The sequence below is a fragment of the Actinopolymorpha sp. B17G11 genome (assembly GCF_040196095.1).
Classification (GTDB): Bacteria; Actinomycetota; Actinomycetes; order Propionibacteriales; family Actinopolymorphaceae; genus Thermasporomyces.
Genome location: NZ_JBEFTW010000030.1, coordinates 44171 through 66173, shown reverse-complemented (window position 1 = coordinate 66173; position 22003 = coordinate 44171). Strand labels below are relative to the sequence as shown.

At 69.0% G+C, this 22003-nt stretch carries 20 protein-coding genes and 1 tRNA gene; 14 read left to right on the top strand and 7 right to left on the bottom strand.

Annotated features, from left to right (window positions below):
• Window positions 1-24: 24 nt before the first annotated feature.
• The gene (locus ABN028_RS26030) at window positions 25-465 is read right to left on the bottom strand and encodes a DUF2752 domain-containing protein (protein WP_349698432.1); all 441 of its coding nucleotides are present in this window, start codon (window positions 463-465) and stop codon (window positions 25-27) included.
• Window positions 466-636: 171 nt separating this feature from the next.
• Complete coding sequence (locus ABN028_RS26025; RefSeq protein WP_349698431.1) at window positions 637-1257, bottom strand: hypothetical protein; 621 nt, start codon at window positions 1255-1257, stop codon at window positions 637-639.
• A gap of 39 nt (window positions 1258-1296) precedes the next feature.
• Between ABN028_RS26025 and ABN028_RS26020 the strand changes: the two genes are divergently transcribed.
• The 9 genes from ABN028_RS26020 (at window position 1297) to ABN028_RS25980 (ending at window position 13630) form a co-directional block, all read left to right on the top strand.
• Window positions 1297-1740, top strand: a complete 444-nt coding sequence (locus tag ABN028_RS26020; RefSeq protein ID WP_349328024.1) for an RDD family protein — start codon at window positions 1297-1299, stop codon at window positions 1738-1740.
• Between the two features lie 252 nt (window positions 1741-1992).
• Window positions 1993-2796 (top strand): indole-3-glycerol phosphate synthase TrpC, encoded by an 804-nt coding sequence (gene trpC, locus ABN028_RS26015; protein WP_349698430.1) that lies wholly within the window; start codon window positions 1993-1995, stop codon window positions 2794-2796.
• Window positions 2797-2805: 9 nt separating this feature from the next.
• Entirely contained in the window at window positions 2806-4083 is a 1278-nt protein-coding gene (gene trpB / locus ABN028_RS26010) for a tryptophan synthase subunit beta (protein WP_349328026.1), read from the top strand.
• A gap of 3 nt (window positions 4084-4086) precedes the next feature.
• Window positions 4087-4887 carry a tryptophan synthase subunit alpha gene (trpA, locus tag ABN028_RS26005; protein WP_349328027.1) on the top strand — a complete coding sequence of 267 codons (801 nt, stop codon included), beginning with the start codon at window positions 4087-4089 and terminating at the stop codon, window positions 4885-4887.
• A complete protein-coding gene (locus tag ABN028_RS26000; protein ID WP_349698429.1) occupies window positions 4877-5440 on the top strand; it encodes a MauE/DoxX family redox-associated membrane protein in 564 nt (187 codons plus the stop codon). Before trpA ends, ABN028_RS26000 begins: the two co-directional genes overlap by 11 nt.
• A complete protein-coding gene (locus tag ABN028_RS25995; protein ID WP_349698428.1) occupies window positions 5437-6198 on the top strand; it encodes a DsbA family protein in 762 nt (253 codons plus the stop codon). The genes ABN028_RS26000 and ABN028_RS25995 overlap by 4 nt, the downstream gene beginning before the upstream one ends.
• 92 nt (window positions 6199-6290) lie before the next feature.
• On the top strand, window positions 6291-7331 hold the full coding sequence (gene lgt / locus ABN028_RS25990) for a prolipoprotein diacylglyceryl transferase (protein WP_349698427.1): 1041 nt from the start codon (window positions 6291-6293) through the stop codon (window positions 7329-7331).
• A gap of 268 nt (window positions 7332-7599) precedes the next feature.
• Window positions 7600-12153, top strand: a complete 4554-nt coding sequence (gene gltB / locus ABN028_RS25985) for a glutamate synthase large subunit (RefSeq protein ID WP_349328031.1) — start codon at window positions 7600-7602, stop codon at window positions 12151-12153.
• The gene (locus ABN028_RS25980) at window positions 12146-13630 is read left to right on the top strand and encodes a glutamate synthase subunit beta (RefSeq protein WP_349328032.1); all 1485 of its coding nucleotides are present in this window, start codon (window positions 12146-12148) and stop codon (window positions 13628-13630) included. Before gltB ends, ABN028_RS25980 begins: the two co-directional genes overlap by 8 nt.
• Before the next feature lie 264 nt (window positions 13631-13894).
• Here the strand turns inward: ABN028_RS25980 and ABN028_RS25975 are convergent, their stop codons facing one another.
• Together ABN028_RS25975 and ABN028_RS25970 are read right to left on the bottom strand one after the other, a co-directional pair.
• The gene (locus tag ABN028_RS25975; RefSeq protein WP_349698426.1) at window positions 13895-15028 is read right to left on the bottom strand and encodes an amidohydrolase family protein; all 1134 of its coding nucleotides are present in this window, start codon (window positions 15026-15028) and stop codon (window positions 13895-13897) included.
• Between the two features lie 108 nt (window positions 15029-15136).
• Window positions 15137-16534 carry a type I glutamate--ammonia ligase gene (locus tag ABN028_RS25970; protein WP_349698425.1) on the bottom strand — a complete coding sequence of 466 codons (1398 nt, stop codon included), beginning with the start codon at window positions 16532-16534 and terminating at the stop codon, window positions 15137-15139.
• Window positions 16535-16576: 42 nt separating this feature from the next.
• On the opposite strand from ABN028_RS25970, the gene ABN028_RS25965 reads away from it, so the two are divergent.
• Genes ABN028_RS25965 through pyk form a run of 4 tightly spaced genes read left to right on the top strand, consistent with a single transcriptional unit; the run spans window position 16577 to window position 19382 of the window.
• A complete protein-coding gene (locus ABN028_RS25965; protein ID WP_349698424.1) occupies window positions 16577-17227 on the top strand; it encodes an ABC transporter ATP-binding protein in 651 nt (216 codons plus the stop codon).
• A complete protein-coding gene (locus ABN028_RS25960; RefSeq protein ID WP_349698423.1) occupies window positions 17224-17709 on the top strand; it encodes a hypothetical protein in 486 nt (161 codons plus the stop codon). Before ABN028_RS25965 ends, ABN028_RS25960 begins: the two co-directional genes overlap by 4 nt.
• Complete coding sequence (locus tag ABN028_RS25955; RefSeq protein ID WP_349698422.1) at window positions 17709-17918, top strand: hypothetical protein; 210 nt, start codon at window positions 17709-17711, stop codon at window positions 17916-17918. Before ABN028_RS25960 ends, ABN028_RS25955 begins: the two co-directional genes overlap by 1 nt.
• Before the next feature lie 21 nt (window positions 17919-17939).
• The gene (gene pyk / locus ABN028_RS25950) at window positions 17940-19382 is read left to right on the top strand and encodes a pyruvate kinase (protein WP_349328037.1); all 1443 of its coding nucleotides are present in this window, start codon (window positions 17940-17942) and stop codon (window positions 19380-19382) included.
• Between the two features lie 38 nt (window positions 19383-19420).
• Here the strand turns inward: pyk and ABN028_RS25945 are convergent, their stop codons facing one another.
• From ABN028_RS25945 to ABN028_RS25935, 3 genes are all read right to left on the bottom strand, one after another.
• Window positions 19421-19939: a hypothetical protein gene (locus ABN028_RS25945; RefSeq protein WP_349698421.1), complete on the bottom strand. Its 519-nt coding sequence runs from the start codon at window positions 19937-19939 to the stop codon at window positions 19421-19423.
• A gap of 154 nt (window positions 19940-20093) precedes the next feature.
• Window positions 20094-20855 carry a transcriptional regulator gene (locus ABN028_RS25940; protein ID WP_349698420.1) on the bottom strand — a complete coding sequence of 254 codons (762 nt, stop codon included), beginning with the start codon at window positions 20853-20855 and terminating at the stop codon, window positions 20094-20096.
• Window positions 20856-20932: 77 nt separating this feature from the next.
• Window positions 20933-21006 (bottom strand) — tRNA-Leu (locus ABN028_RS25935).
• A 101-nt stretch (window positions 21007-21107) separates the two neighbouring features.
• Here ABN028_RS25935 and ABN028_RS25930 point away from each other — a divergent pair.
• Window positions 21108-21749, top strand: a complete 642-nt coding sequence (locus ABN028_RS25930) for an ANTAR domain-containing response regulator (RefSeq protein WP_349698419.1) — start codon at window positions 21108-21110, stop codon at window positions 21747-21749.
• The last annotated feature ends 254 nt before the right edge of the window (window positions 21750-22003 follow it).

The following is a 22003-nucleotide window of genomic DNA, read 5'->3' as shown; positions in this document are numbered from 1 at the left end:
GCAGATCAGACGACGGCTGGTCGGTCAGGCGCCGAGGACGGTGAAGGGCTCCCAGGGCAGGTTGCGTACGACCATGAACACCACCGCAAGGCCGATCAGTGCGCCGGTCAACCGGTGTCGGCCCACAGGCGTGAGGCGGGGGCGCGGCAACCGCAACCGGCGGTTCCCGTGCCGCTCCAGCACCCAGCTCATCCAGACGTAGCCCGCCACCGTTGCCGCCACGAGAACCGGCGCGTTGAAGAGGAGCGCGCTCGTGAGGTCGCCGTGCAACAGTGCGGCGACCATGCGGGTCGTCCCGCAGAACGGGCAGGCCAGGCCAGTGGTGCTCCGCAGCAGGCAGGGGATGCGGAGGGTGCCGCCACTCCAGGAGTAGATGCCCGCGATACTCAATCCGCCGAGCGCGGCGACCGCCATTCCCGCCAGGACGCTGGCTGGCGGGGTGGCTGGTGGATGGGAGTCCGGCACACCTCAACGGTAGCCGTCGGCAGGCGCGCGGCGCGGGTCCGAGGCGTACGACCCAGGGTTGGTGTCGGCGCCTGGTAGCGCGTGGTCGCCATGGACGGCAGACTCTCTCCCTGGGACTCACCCGGGAGCTGTTCCCTGCGCGCCTGCGGGTCGCTAGCCTGCTCGGGTTCACTAGGACACTTTCGAATGGAGACGGTTGTGAGTACGCCGAACCCGCCTGCGGGCTCTGACCCCCACGAGCAGGGACAGTCGTCGGGCCGCGGCGGGCAGCAGCCCCACGGTCAGGGCGAGTACGGCCAGCCGGAATACGGCCAGCCGGAATACGGCCAGGGCGAGTACGGCCAGACTGGGCAGTCGGGTCAGCAGTACGGCCAGGGCCAGTCCGGCCAACAGCAGTACGGCCAACAGCAGTACGGCCAGCAACCGTATGGCCAGCCCCAGTCGGGTCAGGGTCAGTACGGTCAGCAGCCGTATGGCCAGGGTCAGGGCCAGCCAGGTCAGGGCCAGTACGCCCAAGGCCAGGGCCAGTACGGCCAGCAACCGTATGGCCAGCCTCAGCCGGGTCAGGGCCAGTCGGGTCAGGGTCAGTACGGTCAGCAGCCCTATGGGCAGCCTCAGCCGGGTCAGGGTCAGCCGGGTCAGGGGCAGTACGGCCAGCAACCGTATGGCCAGCCTCAGCCGGGTCAGGGCCAGCCGGGTCAGGGCCAGCCGGGTCAGGGTCAGTACGGCCAGCAGCCGTATGCCGGTCAGCCCTACGGTCAGCAGGCCTATGGCCAGGGGCAGTACGGCCAACCGGACCCCTACGGCCAGTACGCGCAGCAGTACGCCCAGATGGTGGGACAGCCCGGTCCGGACCAGCTCGGCACCTGGTTGCAGCGCGTCGGCGCCACTCTCCTTGACGGACTGGTCACCGGCATCCCCCTTGCCGTGAGCTATGCGCTCTACATCCCGTCGCTCGCGCAGGGCACTCCGCCGGACGGCGTGACCGGCATCATCGCCGGCCTGCTCGGGCTTGTCAGCCTCGGGTTGGGGATCTGGAACGTCGTCATCCGGCAGGGGAGTACCGGTCAGACCGTCGGCAAGCAGGTCCTTGGCCTGAAGTTGCTCCGTGAGTCCGACGGTCAGCCGGTTGGTGCCGGGGTGGCGTTCGTGCGTGCCCTCGCCCACGTTCTCGACGGCATGGCCTGTTACATCGGCTATCTGTGGCCCTTGTGGGACCAGAAGCGCCAGACGTTCGCCGACAAGATCATGTCCACCCTCGTCGTCAAGGTGTGACTCCTCTCCGTACGACGATTCCTCAGGGCCCCGCGCTGTGTGCGGGGCCCTCGCTTGTGTCCCGGCTCGGGTCGACTCGAGGCGGGCTTGGGGCAGGCTCGGGGTGGGCTTGGAGCACGCTCGGGGGAGCCATCCGGTGTCGGCCCGGCGACAGGGCGTCGTTAGTCTGAACCTCGTCCTCAGGGAGTGCACGGGCCGCGGGGAATCGGGTCCGTTCGAGCCCTGGTAGCCGCGCAGGAAGGACCTGACCGCGTGAGCGTCCTCGACGACATCCTCGACGGCGTGCGTGCCGATCTAGCCGAGCGCCAGGCGAGAGTCTCGATCGAGGATCTCAAGGCTCGGACCGCGCACCTGCCGTATGCGATCGACCCGATGCCGATGTTGCGCGGCGACCGAGTGGCGATCATCGCCGAGGTCAAGCGCTCGAGCCCGAGCAAGGGTGCGCTGGCCGCGATCGCCGATCCGGCCGCATTGGCGGTGGACTACCAGGCCGGCGGCGCGGCGGCGATCAGCGTGCTCACCGAGAACCGCAGGTTCGGCGGCACGATCGATGACCTGCGGGCGGTCCGGTCCGCTGTCGAGGTCCCCCTGTTGCGCAAGGATTTCGTTCTCACCAGTTATCAGTTGTGGGAGGCCAGGGCCTACGGTGCCGACCTGGTGCTGCTGATCGTCGCGGCACTGGACCAGAACGCACTGGTCTCGCTCATCGAACGTGCCGAGTCGATCGGCCTCACTCCGTTCGTCGAGTGTCACACCGAGGAGGAGGTCGTCCGCGCGGCCGACGCGGGCGCGAAGGTCATCGGTGTCAACGCCCGTGACCTGAAGACGCTCGAGGTCGACCGGACCGCGTTCGCCCGGCTCTCGCCCAAGATCCCCGACAACATCGTCAAGATCGCCGAGTCGGGCGTTCGTGGACCCCATGACGTGATCGAGTACGCACGAGCCGGCGCCCACGCGGTGCTGGTCGGCGAGAGCCTCGTCACCGGCAAGGACCCGCGCTCGGCGGTCGCGGATCTCGTCGCGGCCGGTGCGCATCCCGCCCTTCACCACGACTGAGTGGCGCCCATGACCGATCTTGTGACGAGCTTCCCCGCCGGAACACCGGCCGGACCCGACGCGACCGGGCACTGGGGCCGCTTCGGCGGCCGGTTCGTTCCTGAAGCCTTGATCGCGGCCCTGAACGAACTGGACGCGGCACGGGCAGAGGCGCTCGCGGACCCGGAGTTCACCGGAGAGCTCAACCGGATGCTTCGTGAGTACGCCGGCGTGCCAAGCCTGCTCTATGACGCGACCCGCCTTTCCGAGGTCGCCGGTGCCCGGATCCTGCTCAAGCGGGAGGACCTCAACCACACCGGCGCCCACAAGATCCGCAACGTGCTCGGGCAGGCCCTGCTCACCAAGCGGATGGGCAAGCGACGCGTCATCGCCGAGACAGGCGCGGGCCAGCACGGCGTCGCCGCCGCGACCGCCGCCGCCTACCTCGACCTGGAGTGCCTGGTCTACATGGGCGAGGAGGACACCCGTCGGCAGGCGCTCAACGTCGCCCGGATGCGGATGCTCGGCGCCGAGGTGGTTCCCGTCCGTTCCGGCAGCCGCACCCTCAAGGACGCGATGAACGAAGCGCTCCGCGACTGGGTGGCGACCGTCGACCACACGCACTACCTGATCGGCTCGGTGGCCGGGCCGCACCCGTTCCCGGCGATGGTGCGTGACTTCTGCCGCGGGATCGGCGACGAGGCGCGCGCCCAGTCGCTCGAGCTTCTCGGCCGGCTGCCGGACGCGGCCTGTGCCTGCGTCGGTGGTGGCTCCAACGCGATGGGGTTGTTCGCGGCGTTCGTTCCCGACGAGGACGTCCGGCTGTACGGCTTCGAGGCCGGTGGCGATGCCAGCGAAGCAGCAATCCGACATGGCGAGACGGGGCGGCACGCGGCGTCGATCAGCGGTGGGCGGATCGGTGTCCTCCACGGGTCCCGGTCCTACGTCCTGCAGGATGACGACGGCCAGACGATCGAGAGTCACTCCATCTCGGCCGGGCTCGACTATCCCGGTGTCGGCCCCGAGCACAGCTGGCTGCATGACACCGGTCGCGCGACCTACGCGCCGGTGTCCGACGCGGAGGCGATGGAGGCGTTCCGGCTGCTCACCCGGACCGAGGGGATCATCCCGGCGATCGAGTCGGCGCATGCCGTGGCCGGGGCGCTCAGGGTCGCGAAGGAACTCGGACCCGACGCGGTCCTCCTCGTCGGACTGTCCGGGCGCGGCGACAAGGACATGGACACCGCCGCGCGGTGGTTCGGATTGCTCGACGAGAAGCCCGGCTCGGACGCGCAGGAAGAGGAATAGGACATGAGCGTCACGCCCCTCTTCGACAAGGCGCGGGGGGAGAACCGCGGCGTACTCGTCGGCTGCCTCCCAGCCGGCTTCCCGACCTACGACGACGCGATCGCGGTCATGAAGGCCATGGTCGACGGCGGGGTCGACGTGATCGAGGTCGAGTTGCCCTACTCCGACCCGACGATGGACGGACCGGTGATCCAGGCGGCGTCGGAGCAGGCGCTGCGTGGCGGGATTCGTACGACCGATGTGTTGCGGACCATCGAGGCGGTCGCCGGAACCGGTGTCTGCGTCATCCTCATGACCTACTGGAACCCGATCGAGCAGTACGGCCTCGACCGGTTCGCCCGCGACTTCTCCGCGGCGGGCGGGTCGGCCCTGGTCACACCGGACCTGATCCCGGAGGAGGCCGGCGAGTGGATCGCGGCGTCCGACGCGACCGGCCTCGACCGTGTGTTCCTCGTCGCGCCGTCCTCGACCGACGAGCGGCTCCGGATCACGGCCGACGCCTGCCGCGGCTTCGTCTACGCGACGTCGGTGATGGGGGTCACCGGAGCCCGGGCGCAGACCTCGCGGATCGCGCCGGACCTCGTGACCCGTACCCGCGCGGTGACCGCGCTGCCGGTGGGCGTCGGGCTCGGCGTCTCCAACGGTGACCAGGCCGCCGAGGTCGCGTCGTACGCCGACGCGGTGATCGTCGGTTCGGCGTTCGTCCGCCGGGTCCTCACCGCCTCGGATGGGCACGCCGGCCGGACGGGGGTCGAGGAGCTCGCCCGGGACCTGGCCGCTGGAGTCCGGCGTCGTGGGCACTGACACGGCCGACCCCACCGCCGCCATATCAGCTCCCGGAAGGCACCGCTGGCGCGCCAGCGCGCCCTGGGTCTCGTTGGCTGCGCGGCTGGTCCTTGGCGGTGTTCTGCTCGTCGCCGGAATCCTCAAACTCGGCGTCGCCCCCACCGAACAGGTCCGGGCCGTGCGGGCGTACCAACTTCTGCCGTACGGCGTCGACGCGGCCGTCGGCTACACCCTGCCGTTCGTGGAGATCGTTCTCGCGGTGGCGCTCATCCTGGGTATGGGGACCCGGGTGGCGGCCGTCTTCTCCGGGGTACTCATGCTGGTGTTCGTGGCCGGTATCGCCTCGGTCTGGGCGCGTGGGCTGTCGATCGACTGTGGCTGCTTCGGCGACGGCGGACCGGTGGACCCCGCCCAGACGAAGTACCTCGAGGAGATCCTGCGAGATCTCGGACTCACCCTCTGCGCGGCGTGGCTGGCGGTCTTCGGCGCCGGTCGGTTCGCGCTCGACACCAGACGGACGCTCGACACCAGTCAGACGCTCGACACCAGTCAGACGGGGGAACCGACATGACCAAGAAGTCGGCCCGCGACGCGCTCAAGGCCGAGCGAGAACGGCAGGCGGCGCAGGAGCGGCGGCGCGAGAACTTCGCCCGGGTCGGCATCGCCGTCGTGGTCGTGCTCGCCATCGTCGCCATCGCGGGCGTCGTCCAGTGGCAGCGATCGCGGATCGACGCCGACGCGGCCGCCCCGGCCGGCGTCGTCGAGGGCTATTCCAAGTCGAGCGGAGCGGGCACCGGAGCCGCCGGCCTGGGCAACGGCGTGGGCCTGGGTGAGGCCGATGCGCCGGTCGTCGTCGAGGTGTTCGAGGACTTCTCCTGTCCGCACTGCCAGGAGTTCGAGACCGGCGCCGAGAAGATGATCGGCCAGCAGGTCGAGAGCGACAAGGTCCGGGTCGTCTACTACCCCGTGACGCTCGACAACTTCGGTCGCCCGACGGAGCTGTCGGCAAACGCCTTCGCCTGTGCCGCCGACGAGGGCAGGGCGAAGGAGATGCACAACGCGCTGTACAGCAACTTCCGGCAGGACTGGACGACCGACCAGCTGGTAGCCCTGGGCCGGTCCGTGGGACTTGACTCCGGGTCCTTCCGCTCATGCGTACGCGAGGAGAAGTTCGCCGAGTGGGTCCAGTCGATCGACCAGACGGCGACAGACCGGGGCGTTTCCGGAACCCCCACCGTCTTCGTCGACGGCAAGCCGCTCGATCCCGAGGACACGAGCCCGACCGCGCTGAGACTCGCCATCACCGATGCGCTCGCGGGCAAGCGGTGACCGGGTAGTGTCCGTCCGGTAAGCGCGGCCCCACCGGCGCGAGGCCGCCCGCAGGGCCGCGCATCCCGAGGAGCACAGGAGTACACCCGCCCATGCTGATCCAGGCCTTGATTCCCAGCCCGTCCCAGGGAGTCTGGCACCTTGGTCCGGTGCCGATCCGGGCGTACGCCCTGTGCATCATCGCCGGCGTCATCGTCGCCGTCTGGCTGGGCAACCGCAGATGGGTCGCCCGCGGCGGCCGACCCGGTACGGTCGCCGACATCGCCGTCTGGGCGGTGCCGTTCGGCCTGGTGGGTGCACGGATCTACCACGTCGCCACCGACTACCAGCTCTACTTCGGAGCTGGGCGTGATCCGCTCCGTGCGTTCGCCGTCTGGGAGGGCGGCCTCGGCATCTGGGGTGGCATCGCGTTCGGTGCCCTCGGCGCCTGGATCGGCTGTCGGCGGCGGGGGATCCCGCTTCCGGCCATGGCCGACGCTCTGGCGCCGGGGATCATCCTCGCCCAGGCGATCGGCCGATGGGGCAACTGGTTCAACCAGGAGCTCTTCGGCGCTCCGACGTCGATGCCGTGGGGCCTTCAGATCGACTCGGCGCACCGCCCGCCTGGCTACGAGCAGTACGAATCTTTCCAACCCACCTTCCTGTACGAAAGTGTCTGGAATGTCGGGGTCGCCGGCCTGGTGATCTGGGCAGACCGTCGGTTCAAGCTGGGCCACGGCCGGGCGTTCGCGCTCTATGTGGCGGGCTACACGCTGGGACGGGGCTGGATCGAGTACCTCCGGATCGACCCCGTCAACCAGGTCGCCGGCCTGCGGCTCAACGTGTGGACGTCGGTGGCGGTGTTCCTGGCGGCGGTGCTCTACATCGCCATCTCCGCCCGACTCCGGCCGGGCCGCGAGACGGTCACCGAGCTGGGCGACGACAGAGCCGCGGTGGCTACGGACGGTAGCGCCCACACCGACCCGCGGGTCGGCGCGCCCGGCAGTGACGCCCACGGGGACCGCGACGAGGCTGAGCAGCACGAGCTCGGCGACCAGCGGGGCGTTCCGGTCGAACTCGGTTTCGAGGTCCGCGGCCCGGAGTCGGCGGGACGAACGTCACAGGGCGGGTCCCGGCCCAAGGATGCACAATGATGTTCGGGACGATGCACAATGTCAGGTAGGTAGCTCGACGCCGAGCCGCTTCGACCCGTTTCCGCTCATTCGGACCGGGTCAGTCGTCCCTGGGCCACTTCGGGCCGCATGGCCATCAGGAGAGGGATGATGGCCGGCGCCCGGATCGCTCCGCTACCCTGCATGCAATCTCCAGGGCCAACGTCGTCCCTCGAGCACGTTCGGGGGTCCGGGGGTCGTCCCCCGGGCTAGTACCTTCAAACGCGAGTTCGACGACGGGAGTATCCACATGCTCGGAACGCCCCCGCCGCCGCACGGCCTTTACGACCCGCGGTTCGAGCACGACGCCTGCGGCGTCGCCTTCGTCGCGACGTTGAGCGGTGAGCCCAGTCGGCAGATCGTCGATCAGGCGTTCACGGCGTTGCGCAATCTCGACCACCGCGGTGCCTCCGGGAGTGAGCCCGACTCCGGTGACGGAGCCGGGATGCTGATCCAGATTCCCGATGCGTTCTTCCGTGCGGTTTGTGACTTCCCACTGCCGCCTGCGGGGGAGTACGCGGTCGGGACCGCGTTCGTGCCCGATGACGACGATGCCGATGCCGCCGTCGTACGCCGGGTGGGGGAGGTCGCGGCCGAGGAGGGTCTGGTCGTCGTCGGCTGGCGTGACGTCCCGGTTGCGCCTGAGCTGCTCGGCAAGACGTCCCGTGCGGTGATGCCGCGGTTCCGCCAGCTCTTCGTGGCGAGTGTCGAGGGCGGGGCGCTTCCCGGTCTGGCACTGGAGCGACGGGCGTTCGCGCTGCGCAAGCGCGTCGAGAACGACACGGACGTGTACTTCCCCTCGCTGTCGTCGCGCACCCTTGTCTACAAGGGAATGCTGACGACCGAGCAGTTGGAGCCGTTCTTTCCCGATCTGTCCGACCGGCGGGTCGAGAGTGCGATCGCGCTGGTGCACTCCCGTTTCTCCACCAACACGTTCCCGTCCTGGCCACTCGCCCATCCGTACCGCTATCTCGCCCACAACGGCGAGATCAACACGGTCATGGGCAACCGGAACTGGATGCGCGCCCGCGAGGCCCTGCTCGCCTCCGACCTGCTGGCGAAGCCCGGGTCGGACGACCAGCATGGTGCTGGCGACCTGCAGCGGCTCTACCCGATCTGCACGCCAGAAGCGAGTGACTCCGCCACCTTCGACGAGGCGCTCGAGCTGCTCGAGATGGGCGGACGTTCGCTCCCGCACGCCGTGCTGATGATGATTCCCGAGGCGTGGGAGAACCACACCGAGATGGACGCCAAGCGGCGGGCGTTCTACGAGTTCCACTCCTGCCTGATGGAGCCGTGGGACGGTCCGGCGTGCGTGGCCTTCACCGACGGTACGCAGGTGGGGGCGGTCCTCGACCGCAACGGCCTGCGTCCGAGCCGGTACTGGGTCACCGACGACGGCCTCGTCGTCCTGGCGTCCGAGGTCGGCGTGCTCGACCTCGACCCCAAGTCGATCGTCCGCAAGGGCCGGCTGGAGCCGGGTCGGATGTTCCTCGTGGACACCGCCGAGCACCGGATCATCGAGGACGAGGAGATCAAGGGCCAGCTCGCGGCCGAGCACCCCTACGACGAATGGCTCCACGCCGGCCTGATCCGGCTGGAGAACCTTCCGCCCCGTGAGCACGTCGTCCACACGCACGCGTCGGTCACCCGTCGGCAGCAGACGTTCGGCTACACCGAGGAGGAGTTGCGGGTCATCGTCGCCCCGATGGCCCGGGTGGGTGCGGAACCCATCGGGTCGATGGGCAGCGACACCCCGGTGGCGGTGCTGTCCGGGCGGTCGCGGCTGCTCTTCGACTACTTCACGCAGCTGTTCGCCCAGGTCACCAACCCGCCGCTGGACGCGATCCGCGAGGAGCTGGTCACCTCACTCGCCGGGACGATCGGCCCGGAGCGCAACCTGCTCGAGGCAGGGCCCGCGTCGTGCCGGCAGATCGTGCTGCCGTTCCCGGTGATCGACAACGACGAGCTGGCCAAGATCGTCCACGTCAACCGCGACGGTGACTTCCCCGGCTACGCCGCGCACGTCGTCAAGGGCCTTTACCGCGTCGAGGGTGGCGGAGCGGAGTTGGCTCGCCGGCTCGAGGAGATCTGCACGGAGGTGTCGGCGGCGATCGCCGACGGCGCGCGGGTGATCGTGCTGTCGGACCGGCACTCCAACGCCGACCTGGCGCCGATTCCGTCGCTGCTCCTCACCGGAGCGGTGCACCACCACCTGATCCGGGAGAAGGCCCGGTCCAGGGTCGGTCTGGTCGTCGAGGCCGGCGACGTCCGCGAGGTGCACCATGTGGCCCTGCTGATCGGCTACGGCGCGGCGGCGGTCAACCCCTACCTCGCCATGGAAAGCGTCGAGGACCTCGTGCGGGAAGGGGACTTCCTCACCGGGATCGAGACCGAACAGGCCGTCCGCAATCTCGTCAAGGCGCTCGGCAAGGGCGTGCTCAAGGTCATGAGCAAGATGGGCGTGTCGACGGTCGCGTCCTACACGGGTGCACAGATCTTCGAGGCGATCGGCCTGGGGCAGGACGTCATCGACAGGTACTTCACCGGCACCACGTCACGCCTCGGCGGGGTGGGGCTCGACGCGATCGCCGAGGAGGTACGCCGCCGGCACGTGCAGGCGTATCCCCGGGACGGGGTCGCGCAGCCGCACCGGCGCCTGGCGATCGGGGGCGAGTACCAGTGGCGGCGTGAGGGGGAGCCGCACCTGTTCGACCCGGAGACGGTGTTCCGGTTGCAGCACTCGACCCGCAGCCAGCGGTACGACATCTTCAAGCAGTACACGAGCCGCGTCGACGAGCAGGCGCAGCGACTGATGACGTTGCGTGGACTGTTCTCGCTGCGCAGCGGGGTCCGCCCACCCGTGCCGATCGAGGAGGTCGAGTCGGTCGAGAGCATCGTCAGGCGCTTCTCGACCGGTGCCATGTCGTACGGCTCGATCTCGATGGAGGCGCACTCGACGCTCGCCATTGCGATGAACCGGATCGGCGCCCGGTCCAACACCGGCGAGGGCGGCGAGGACGCGGAGCGGCTCTACGACCCCGAACGCCGCAGTGCGATCAAGCAGGTCGCGAGCGGACGGTTCGGCGTGACGTCGGAGTACCTCACCCACTCCAGTGACCTGCAGATCAAGATGGCGCAGGGCGCGAAACCCGGCGAGGGCGGCCAGCTGCCGGGCGGCAAGATCTACCCGTGGATCGCCAAGACCCGGCACTCGACGCCGGGTGTGGGGCTGATCTCGCCGCCGCCGCACCACGACATCTACTCGATCGAGGACCTCGCGCAGCTGATCCACGACCTGAAGAACTCCAACCCGTCGGCGCGGGTGCACGTGAAGCTGGTCGCCGAGGTCGGGGTCGGTACGGTCGCGGCCGGGGTGTCCAAGGCGCATGCCGACGTGGTGCTGATCTCCGGCCATGACGGCGGCACCGGCGCGGCGCCGCTCACCTCGCTCAAGCACGCGGGTGCGCCCTGGGAGCTGGGCCTCGCCGAGACCCAGCAGACGCTGCTGCTCAACGGGCTGCGGGACCGGATCGTCGTCCAGACCGACGGGCAGCTCAAGACCGGCCGCGATGTCGTGATCGCCGCACTGCTCGGCGCGGAGGAGTACGGCTTCGCGACCGCGCCGCTCGTCGTGTCCGGCTGCATCATGATGCGGGTCTGCCACCTCGACACGTGTCCGGTCGGCGTCGCGACCCAGAACCCCGAGCTGCGCAAGCGCTTCAACGGCAAGCCGGAGTTCGTGGTCACCTTCTTCGAATACATCGCGCAGGAGGTCCGCGAATACCTTGCGGAGTTGGGGTTCCGCAGTCTCGACGAGGCGATCGGCCACGCCGAGATGCTCGACGTCGGACAGGCGGTCGAGCACTGGAAGGCCTCGGGGCTCGACCTCAGCCCGATCCTCGCCGTGCCCGACCTGCCAGGTGGCGCCGCACGCCGGTGTGTGACCAGCCAGGACCACGGCCTGGAGAAGGCGCTCGACAACCATCTCATCGAGCTCGCCCGCGACGCCCTCGACAAGGGCGAGCCGGTCCGTGCGCAGGTACCGATCCGCAACGTCAACCGCACCGTGGGCACGATGCTCGGTCACGAGCTGACGAAGATCTACGGCGGCAGGGGACTTCCCGACGACACGATCGACCTCACCTTCATCGGGTCGGCCGGCCAGTCGTTCGGTGCGTTCGTTCCGCCTGGGATCACGCTGCGGTTGGAAGGCGATGCCAACGACTACCTTGCCAAGGGGCTGTCCGGTGGGCGGATCGTCGTACGCCCGGACCGAACGGCCACGCTGGTGGCGGAGGACAACATCATCGCCGGCAACGTGATCGCCTACGGCGCCACCGGTGGCGAGCTCTTCATCCGCGGCAAGGTGGGCGAACGGTTCTGCGTCCGCAACTCCGGGGTGACGGCGGTCGTGGAGGGCGTGGGTGACCATGGTTGCGAGTACATGACCGGCGGCACCGTCGTCGTCCTCGGCGCGACCGGACGCAACTTCGCGGCCGGCATGTCCGGTGGCGTGGCGTACGTCCTGGATCTTCGAGCAGGGCGGATCAACCAGGAGATGGTCGATCTGGAGCCGCTCACCGACGATGACAAGGAGTTGTTGACAGCCTTGGTGAAGGCGCACGGCCAGGCAACCGAATCCGCGGTGGCGGAGAGGCTCCTTGCGGACTGGCCGGCGACACTCGCCCGGTTCACGAAGATCATGCCGCAGGACTACAAACGGGTGCTGCAGGCGCGCGCCCGCGCAGAGGCCGAAGGACGCGACGTCGACCAGGCGATCATGGAGGCTGCACATGGCTGACCCCAAGGGCTTCCTGACCACTCCGCGCGAGGTTGCGCACCGTCGTCCCGTAGGCGAACGCCTGCGGGACTGGAACGAGGTCTATCCCGGCAAGGGCATCGGCCACGCCCTGCTGCCGATCATCTCCGCCCAGGCCGGGCGCTGCATGGACTGCGGTATCCCGTTCTGCCACCAGGGTTGCCCGCTCGGCAACCTCATCCCCGAGTGGAACGACCTGGTCTGGCGTGACGACTGGCAGGCCGCGATCGAACGCCTGCACGCGACCAACAACTTCCCGGAGTTCACCGGCCGGCTGTGTCCCGCACCCTGCGAGACGGCCTGTGTCCTGGCCATCGACGAGGCGACGTCCGGTGGAGCCGTGACGATCAAGAACGTCGAGGTCGCGATCATCGACCGGGCGTTCGAGGAAGGGTGGGTGACCCCGCAGCCGCCGGAGTGGTTGACCGGACGCACGATCGCCGTCGTCGGCTCGGGCCCGTCCGGGCTCGCCGCCGCCCAGCAGCTCACCCGGTCCGGTCACACGGTCGCGGTGTACGAACGCGCCGACAAGATCGGTGGCCTGCTGCGCTACGGCATCCCCGAGTTCAAGATGGAAAAGCGGGTCCTCGACCGCCGGATCGACCAGATGGCCCGCGAGGGCACGATCTTCCGCGCCGGTGTCAACGTCGGCGTGGACGTGACGGGCCAGGACCTGCGTACCCGCTATGACGCGGTCGTCCTGGCGATGGGCTCGACGATCCCGCGTGACCTGCCGATGCCCGGACGCGACCTGGCCGGGATCCACCAGGCGATGGAGTACCTTCCGCAGGCCAACCGGGCCGCGCACGGTGAGGAGGTCCCCGACCAGATAACCGCCGCGGGCAAGAACGTCGTCATCATCGGCGGCGGGGACACCGGCGCCGACTGCCTCGGCACCGCTCATCGCCAGGGCGCGAAGAGCGTTGTCCAGCTGGAGATCATGCCGCGCCCGAGCGACGAGCGGCCTGTCGCCCACCCTTGGCCGACGTACCCGATGATCTTCCGCGTGTCGAGCGCACACGAGGAGGGCGGGGACCGGAAGTACGCCGTGTCGACGCAGGAGTTCGTCGGCGACGACGAGGGGCGGCTCCGGGCGTTGCGGTTGGTGCAGGTGAAGTTCGAGAACGGCCGGTTCGAACCTGTGCCCGGCACCGAGGAGGAGATCCCCGCCGAGCTCGTCCTGCTGGCGATGGGCTTCGTCGGACCGGAACGTGGCGGCTTGCTCGAACAGCTGGAGGTCGAGCTCGACGAGCGCGGCAACATCAAGCGGGACGCGTCCTACGCGAGCAGCGTCGACGGGGTATTCGTCGCCGGTGACGCCGGCCGCGGACAGTCGCTGATCGTGTGGGCGATCGCCGAGGGTCGTGCCTGCGCGGCGGGACTGGACGCCTGGTTGCGCGGAGGCGAAACCGCGTTGCCGGCCCCCATCCCGCCCACAGCCCGCCCGCTCATGGCCTGACGCCGTTCGCTCCCGTCTCCGTTGACCTGTCGGAGGTTTCTCGTCGTAGAAGACGAGAAACCTCTGACACGTCACAGGACTACCTCTAGTTGACCCTCATTCGCTCAGGCCATCTCCTGCGGCGCAGGCGTACGCCGGTTGGGGTCTTGATGGCGGTCCGGGGCAGGCCGATGATCCGCATGGGTCAGCGTAGGGGAAGAAGTGGCCACGGGGGAGGACCTCTCGATCGGGCCGGAACGGCCCCAGGGCACGGAAGCTGAGCCCTCAGAGGGAGTAGAGGCGGCGGGCGTTGTCGGCGCCCACCATCGCGCCGATCCGATCTGCGTCGGCGAGGGTGAGGGCGCCCTGCCTCCGCCAGCTGTCGAGGAGCCTCCCGAACGCCTCCCGGAACTGCGCGGCGCCCACGAGATAGAGCTCCGGCAGTCCGTACGCGTCGCTCGAGTACAGCAGCTTCCTGAACGGTGCCAGTTCGCAGAACTCACCAAGGATCGCTTCGGCACGGATCCCGGCATGGGCCACGGTGAGCCCGACATCGACGTACACGTAGGGATGTACGGCGGCCAGCCAGCCGGCCTCACGGTGGTACGGATAGCAGTGCAACAGGACGATCGGTGTCCCCGTCGGCTCAGCGGCTTCGAAAAGGCCCTGCAGCAAGGCGGGGTTCACGCTGGTGAGCCGCAGGTCCCGGTCCCCGAAGCCGGTGTGCAGCTGGACCGGCAGGCCGCGATCAAGACCGCACCAGAGAACGAACCGCAGAAGGACCGGATCGTCAAGGCGCCATTGGCGGATCGCCTCGGCCGCTCTGTGCCTTCCGTTGTTGGCGAGCCATCCACGGGCGGCATCCCGAACCTCGGCCATGCCCGGGCGGGTCGCGGGCACCGCGAATCCGTGGCGGTAGGCCAGGATCGACTTCACGGCGACCGCGTCTCGCGTGGCGTCGACAAGCGTGGCGGCGTAGGCGTCGGCGAAGTCCTCAGCTGACACTCCTGACGACGCCAGGTCCTCGGCGACCCGTTCGAGGCGTACGACTGGACGAACCTCCGCACGTGCGGCAGATGCCAACTGTGGCAGGGAAACGGAGCCCGTGGCTCCTAGCCCGGTGTCGACCAGCAGGTGTGAGAGTCCGGCCGCTTCGAGTAGCCGGCGCCGCACATCGGCCGCCGGCAGTTCGGTTCGCCGCACGAGGTACTCCTCGAGCGGCGCGCCGGGCGGCAGGCCCAGTGGTGGGGCGCACCATCGGCGGAGCGCGAGACCCAACTGCGAGTCGGCGTACGAGACGCCCGTGGGGGCGGGCTGCGTGGCCTCGGTGAGGAAGAGTTCGAACGCCTGCCGATCCGGTTGCCTGTCGACCACGACATGGCAGTGCCCGTCGACAAGGGGCAGGTCGAGCCCGGTCACGGGACCTCCTTCGTCGGCCCCAGGACCATGGTGCTGTGGGACGGATGCGTGACCTCACTTCCTTCGGCCACGCATCCGTCCCTTCTCGCCCACTCCCACGGCCTGGGCTCAGTACGCCCATCGGGTCGCGGCGACGATCTCGGCCGGTGTCGCGTCGGCGAAGAGCTCCATCTCGGCCCGGTGGACGGCGAGGAACGCATGCAGCAACGGCTCACCCAGCGCGGTGGCCAGGATCTCGTCGGCTTCCAGATGGGACATGGCTTCCAGCGCCGACTGGGGGAGCCGGGGCGGACGGTCGGCGGGAGGCACGGTGGCGGGGTCGACCCGCATCTCGGATGGCAGCCGGCGTCCGCGGTCGATCCCGGCGAGTGCCACGGCGAGGACCGTGCCGACGACGAGATATGGGTTGGCACTGCCGTCGATGCACTTGAGCTCGACGTTGGCGGCGGTGTGCTCGGAGCCGGTGGTGCCGGTGATCAGGCGGATCCCCGCCTCGCGGTTCTCCCGTCCCCAGCACTGGTAGGGCCCGGCCCAGTGTTGCGGGACCAGGCGAAGGTAGCTGGCAGCGCTGGGAGCGCCGATGGCGCACAGAGCCGGCAGCCGGTCGAGCAGCTCCGCCACCAGCGACTCTGCGCGTCCGGTCAGCCCATAGGGTCCCGAGCCGCCTGCGAACAGGTTCGCGCCGTCAGCCCAAGCCGACAGGTGCAGGTGCGACCCGTTCCCCACGCCCGCCGCCTCGACGACCGGCGCGAACGACGCGCGCCAGCCGTAGGTCTGGGAGACCGCATGGATGGTCTGCCGGACGAGCACGAGGCGGTCGGCCGCGGTGACCGGATCCGCTGCGGAGATCGACAGTTCCAGTTGACCTGGTGCGTACTCCGGGTGGAACTGTTCGACGGGCACGTCCTCGGCGGCGAGCGCGTCGAGCAGGTCGTGCGCATAGTTCGACAGCTCGATCACCCGGGTCATGCCATAAGCCGGGCCCTTGCACGCCGGCTCCACGGCACGGTCGCGTTCGTCGCCGCCATCCTCGGCGTCCCGGCCGACGAACCACTCGACCTCGAAGGCCATGCGGACGTCCAAGCCACGGCCGGCGGCCTCGTCGACCATCCGGCGGGCGAAGGAACGCTGGCAGGCGGGGTAGGTCTCACCTTCCTGCGTCCTGCGATCGACCGGAGCCCATGCCCAGCCGGGCTGAGCCGCCAGAACGGTGACCTGGTCGAGGTCCGGAAAGAGGCGAAGGTCGCCGACGGGTCCGCCGATGTGCGTACTGGTCGTGATGGAGTCCCCGACCGTGAAGACGTCGAACACCGGGGACATGCCGACGCCCCACGCGACGGCGTCGGTGAGTCTCCTGGTGGGTACGGCCTTGACGCGCGTGATGCCGGCGTTGTCGACCCAGGTCAGTGCGATCGCCGCGACGTGTCGCAGTGCGAGTTGCGAGCCGAGCTCCTTGGCGCGTGCGTCGCGGCGCCGGCGCGGGTCGCGGTCGAAGACCTGAGGCATGGTCTGATCCTTCCCACCGGAAGCCCTGGTAGAAAGATTCCCGTGCGGCTTGTCGATGTCCACGCGCGGTACGCCCGGCGTACGCCATGGGTACTCCGCGGTGTCGACGTCGAGCTCGGCCCTGGTGAGACGGTTGTCATCGAGGGACGCAACGGCTCCGGCAAGTCGACGCTGCTGCGGGTCATCGCGGGGTTGCTGCCCGTGGGTCGCGGCGAGCTGTCCGGCCGTCCCGCTGTGGTCGGATGGCTGCCGGAGCGCCTTGCGCTCGGGCGACCTTTCACCGTACGGCGCTATCTCCAGGCCATGGCGAGGGTCCAGGGCCTCACCACCGACGAGGCACGCGCACGGATCGACGAGTTGGCCGCAAGGCTGCATCTCACCGAGTTCCTCGACACGTCGTTCGCCTCGGTGTCGCAGGGCACCCGGCGCAAGGTGGGATTGACACAGGCCTTGCTCAGGCGACCCGGACTCCTCGTCATGGACGAGCCGTGGGAGGGCCTCGACACCACCAGCCAGAAGGAGGTCCCCGCGCTGGTGGCGGAGGTCACCGCGGCTGGTGGTTTCTGTGTCGTCACAGACCACCGGGGCCGGTCGGGCGACCTGGGACCGACCAGGCACTGGACGCTCGAGGCGGGCCGGGTGTCCGACACCTGTCCGGTGTCCGAGGACCGGGACGTACGGAGCGAGCCGTGACCCGGGTCGTCGCCCTTGTACGGATGCGCATCGCTGCCTACGTCGGGCTCCAGCGGGTCTGGCCACCCCTGATCGCGGCCTTGGCGCTGGTCTCGGTCGCCCACGCAGGGGGAGTGGCGCCACCCAACCAGGCGTACGCGTTCTCGGCCGCGCTGCTGCTCGGTGTCTTCGGCTGGCAGACCAAACTCGTGCTCGACACCGAGCCCGACGAACAGCGGTTGCTGGCCAAGATCGGCGTCGGCTCCCCGGGCCGTGAGCTCGCCGCCGGCCTGCTTGCTGCCCTCGTCATGGTCCTGCCGGTGGTCGTGCTCGGTGTCGTGGCGCCCCTCCTCGTGGCGCGGTCGAGATCTCCGGCGGTTGGCCGGAATGGGCGGCTTGGGCCGCATTCGGGGGGTGGCTCCATGTCCTGTCGGCGACGTGTGGGTTGGCCGTCGGCGCCCTGGCGAGCCGGCCAGTCATCGCCGGCGCGGGATGGTCGGTGATGATCGTCCTCGCGGTGCCCGTCCTCGTGCTCGTCCTCGGGTCGCGGCAGTCGCAGACCCCCCGCTGGCTCGTCCGTCAACTCTTCGCGGCGTCGCGCATCGAAGGCGCCGCTGACCTCGGATCGGCCGGCGTGATCACCGTGCACGCCCTGGGGTGGGCCGCCTTGCTACTCGCGGGTTACGCGGCCCTGCGACGAAGCCGGCTCTGACGCAGGCATAGAGTCGGCTTTGTGCGCCGCGCAAAGATTGTTTGCACCCTCGGTCCCGCTACCTCCACACCTGAGCGGATCGGCGAACTCGTGGACGCCGGGCTCGACGTTGCCCGACTCAACCTGAGTCACGGCAGCCACGCCGAGCACGAACGCATCTACCGGTTGGTCCGCGAGGCTGCCGAGGAGTCCGGCCGTGGGGTCGGGATCCTCGTCGACCTGCAGGGACCCAAGATCCGGCTCGGCAAGTTCGCCGACGGGTCGGTCAACCTCGTCTACGGTGACCGCTTCACGATCACCACGCAGGAATGCGTGGGTGACGTCACCCGCTGCGGGACGACCTACGAAGGGCTGCCGCGCGACGTCGACGCGGGAGACAGCATCCTCGTCGACGACGGCAGGCTCGCGCTCGAGGTGGAGTCCGTGACCGACACCGATGTCGTGACCCGGGTGGTCGTGGGTGGGCGGGTGTCGGACCACAAGGGGCTCAACCTGCCGGGCGTGGGGCTCTCGGTCCCTGCCCTGTCGGAGAAGGACCTCGACGACCTGCGCTGGGCGCTGCACCTGCGGGCGGACATGATCGCCCTGTCGTTCGTCCGGAACGCCCGCGACGTCGAGGACGTCCGGCGCGTGATGGCAGAGGAGAAGGTGCGGCTTCCGGTCATCGCGAAGATCGAGAAGCCCCAGGCGGTCCAGAACCTCGACGAGATCATCGATGCGTTCGACGGGTTCATGGTGGCCCGTGGCGATCTCGGCGTCGAGATGCCGCTCGAGGATGTCCCCCTGGTGCAGAAGCGGATCGTTGAACTCGCCCGCACCAACGCCAAGCCGGTGATCGTCGCCACCCAGATGCTCGAGTCCATGGTCAACGCACCCCGGCCGACCAGGGCCGAGGCTTCCGATGTCGCCAACGCAGTCCTCGACGGGACCGACGCGGTGATGTTGTCGGGGGAGACCAGTGTCGGGCTCTATCCCATCGATGCCGTACGCACGATGGCCCGGATCGTCGAGACCACCGAGGAACACGGTCTCGAACGGGTGGCAGGCATCCAGTGGGAGCCTCGTACCAAGGGCGGGGTGATCGCCAAGGCGGCCGCCGAGGTGGCCGAGCGTTTGGGTGCGAAGTTCCTCGTCGCCTTCACACAGTCCGGTGACACCGCTCGGCGGCTGGCTCGCTACCGCTCACGGGTGCCACTTCTGGCGTTCACGCCGGAGGAGGAGACCCGCCACCAGCTCGCGCTGACCTGGGGAGTCGAGACGTTCCTCGCGCCCACGGTCGCGCACACCGACGAGATGGTGAAGCAGGTCGACCGTTCACTTCTCGCTGTCGGCCGGTGCCGCCGAGGCGACAACGTGGTGATCGTCGCCGGTAGTCCGCCAGGCATCCCGGGGTCCACCAACGCACTGCGAGTCCACCGGATCGGCGACGCGGTGACCGAGGCAGCACCGGCATACCGGCTGTGAGCTGACCGTCCTGCGTCGGGTCGTGACCCCGTGTCGTCTCAACCCGCTGGTGCCGTCCCGGCCTCCGGCGAGCCTGGGTGCTGCTCGTCGAGGAAGCGGGCGAGCAACCCGCGAATGATGGTGGCCATGGCGAACCCGTGCTCCTGCGACCAGGCCCGCAGCCGTGCGTGGTCTGCCGTCGGCAGGCGTACCGGCACCATCTGGTAGTCACCACGCATCGGGTCGGACATTCCGAACAGCAGCGCCTGTCGGGCAGCCTCGGTGTCGCCTGGGCCCTGGTGGGCCGCGTGTCGCGCGGCGAGCGATCTGGCGATCTCCGCTTCCGGGCCGGGTGCCTGGGCGCCGAGGTCGCGGAGCGGCGGCGCGGCCTGCGGGATGCGTTCGAACAGCCAGCGCAGGACATCGTGGCGCTGCGCTTCGGGAAGGCTCCCGAGCGCTCTCAGGAGGAGAGTCTCCGGACCTTCGGGGGTATCTGGTTCTGCGGGGCTCAGCGGGCGAGCGGAGCCGGCGGGGTCGGAGTTGGGCCCGGTGGGCTCGTCGGTGAGTCTCTCGGCCACGACGACCTCCTCGGTGTTCTGCGGTTGGGCGGGCACTCTGGTGTTCAGCGGCCCGGAGCCGGTGCCCCGTCCTCGCCAGAGATATCGCAGAAGATATCGCTCCATGCCAGGGGGTTTCCAGTACCTACGGACTGGCCGGCTGGAGCCGCCGACGTCAGGGCTTCGGTCCGACATGGGTGTCGAGGGCGGCGACTGCCTCTCGCCGAGCCACCGAGATCTGCCGCGGGTTGGGCTGCCGCCAGGCGATCCCGAGCAGGTCTAGTGCCCACGTACAGAGGGCACGGATGTCGGCGGAGGCATTGGTGAAGAAGTAACGCGGATATTCATATCGCTTCGGGGTTCCATTCACCGTGCGTACGGTCCAGTTGGTGATGCGGCAGCCGTCGGAATGGAAAAGCCCACGCAGGAACCTGCCGGGGTATTCTTCGACGATTTCTCGCTGCCAGGACTCCAGCACAATAGGTCGAGTGTGTTTCATGCCTGGCCCGTGCTGCGGAAACAAACACGGCCAGTGTTTCCACAGGCCCATCACGGCCGAACATCCGGCGCCGGGTACGCGATAGACCTTGCCCGGAGGGCGCACGTGCCGCATCGATGCGCCTGCCTCCGCCTGCAGGCCGGGGTAGTGGTCGTCGCAGAAGATCCGAAGCGAGTAGACACCCTTGCGAAGCTGGCTGATGTATCCGTCGCCGAGGTAAAGGCCAAGGAGATGCGCATATGCATGGCGATCTGGGAGATCGGGTGGGTCCGCACATCGCGGGCAGCCGTGTTCGGCTGCTGCCAGCGCCACTTCTGGGGCTCGACTCCACTGCGTCAGCGCAGCCCGGCTTATGCCGAGCTCCTTGCTCGCCGCGTTGAGGCTGAGGCCTTTGGCGAGAAGAAGGAGTGCGCTTTCGCGAATACGCCGGTCATACATGGGCTGAATATTGCACGGACCACCGACAAGATGAGTCTTCGACCGAAGCGCCGAACGGTCAGAAGAATGAAATGAGGTGCCCCGGGTGGGATTCGAACCCACACTGGACGGTGTTTGAGACCGCTCGCTCTGCCGGTTGGCGTACCGGGGCCCAAAACAAGCTTATCGGACGGTGCCGACAATGCCCGACCGGATCCGCCGGGTACGCTGGCGGCGCTCGCATCGTGCAGCTCTGGGCAGGAGGATTGCGCCGTGACCAACCCGACCGAGCGCCAACCACGCCGGGTCGTCCTCGCAGAGGACGAGGCGCTCATCCGGCTCGACCTCGCGGAGATGCTGGGTGAAGAAGGCTACGACGTGATCGGCCAGGCGGCCGACGGCGACAGTGCCCTCGCGCTCGTCCGTGAGCTGCGGCCGGATCTCGCGATCCTCGACGTCAAGATGCCCAAGCTCGACGGCATCACCGTGGCCGAACGCATCGGCGACGAGGGCATCTGTCCGGTGATCATCCTCACGGCATTCAGCCAGCGCGATCTCGTCAACCGCGCAAGCGCCGCGGGGGCGATGGCCTACCTCGTCAAGCCGTTCACCAAGGCCGATCTCGTCCCGGCCATCGAGATCGCCGTCTCGAGGTTCACCGAGCGCGTCCAACTCGAACATGAGGTCGCCGGACTCGCCGAGCGGCTCGAGACCCGCAAACTGGTCGAGCGGGCGAAGTCCCTGCTGCAGCAGAAGTTCGATCTCAGCGAGCCCGACGCCTTCCGCTGGATCCAGAAGACGGCGATGGACAAGCGCGTCCCGATGCGCCGCGTCGCTCAACTTGTGGTGGACGAAAGTGACAACGTGATTGCGGACGGTGGCGAGTCGGGCGATACAGAGGCTCCGACTGGGTGATTTTCCCGACATGGGGGCGTCCAGAGTTACGAGACGGTAAGAGCGTCCCCGGGTCCGTTCACCGGAGTGCCCCCGTACAGCTAGTCTCTGCACACTCCGTGAAGTACGGGGGCGGCGCGACGTGCGCCGAATCATGCGGCATCGGGAGGAATCGTGGGTCGGACAGCCGACCTGGGCGCTGGTGCGATCGTGGCACCGCTCCTGATCACGGCACCTCCCTCGGAGCCTCGACAGCGGTGGCCATTCCCGCTGCG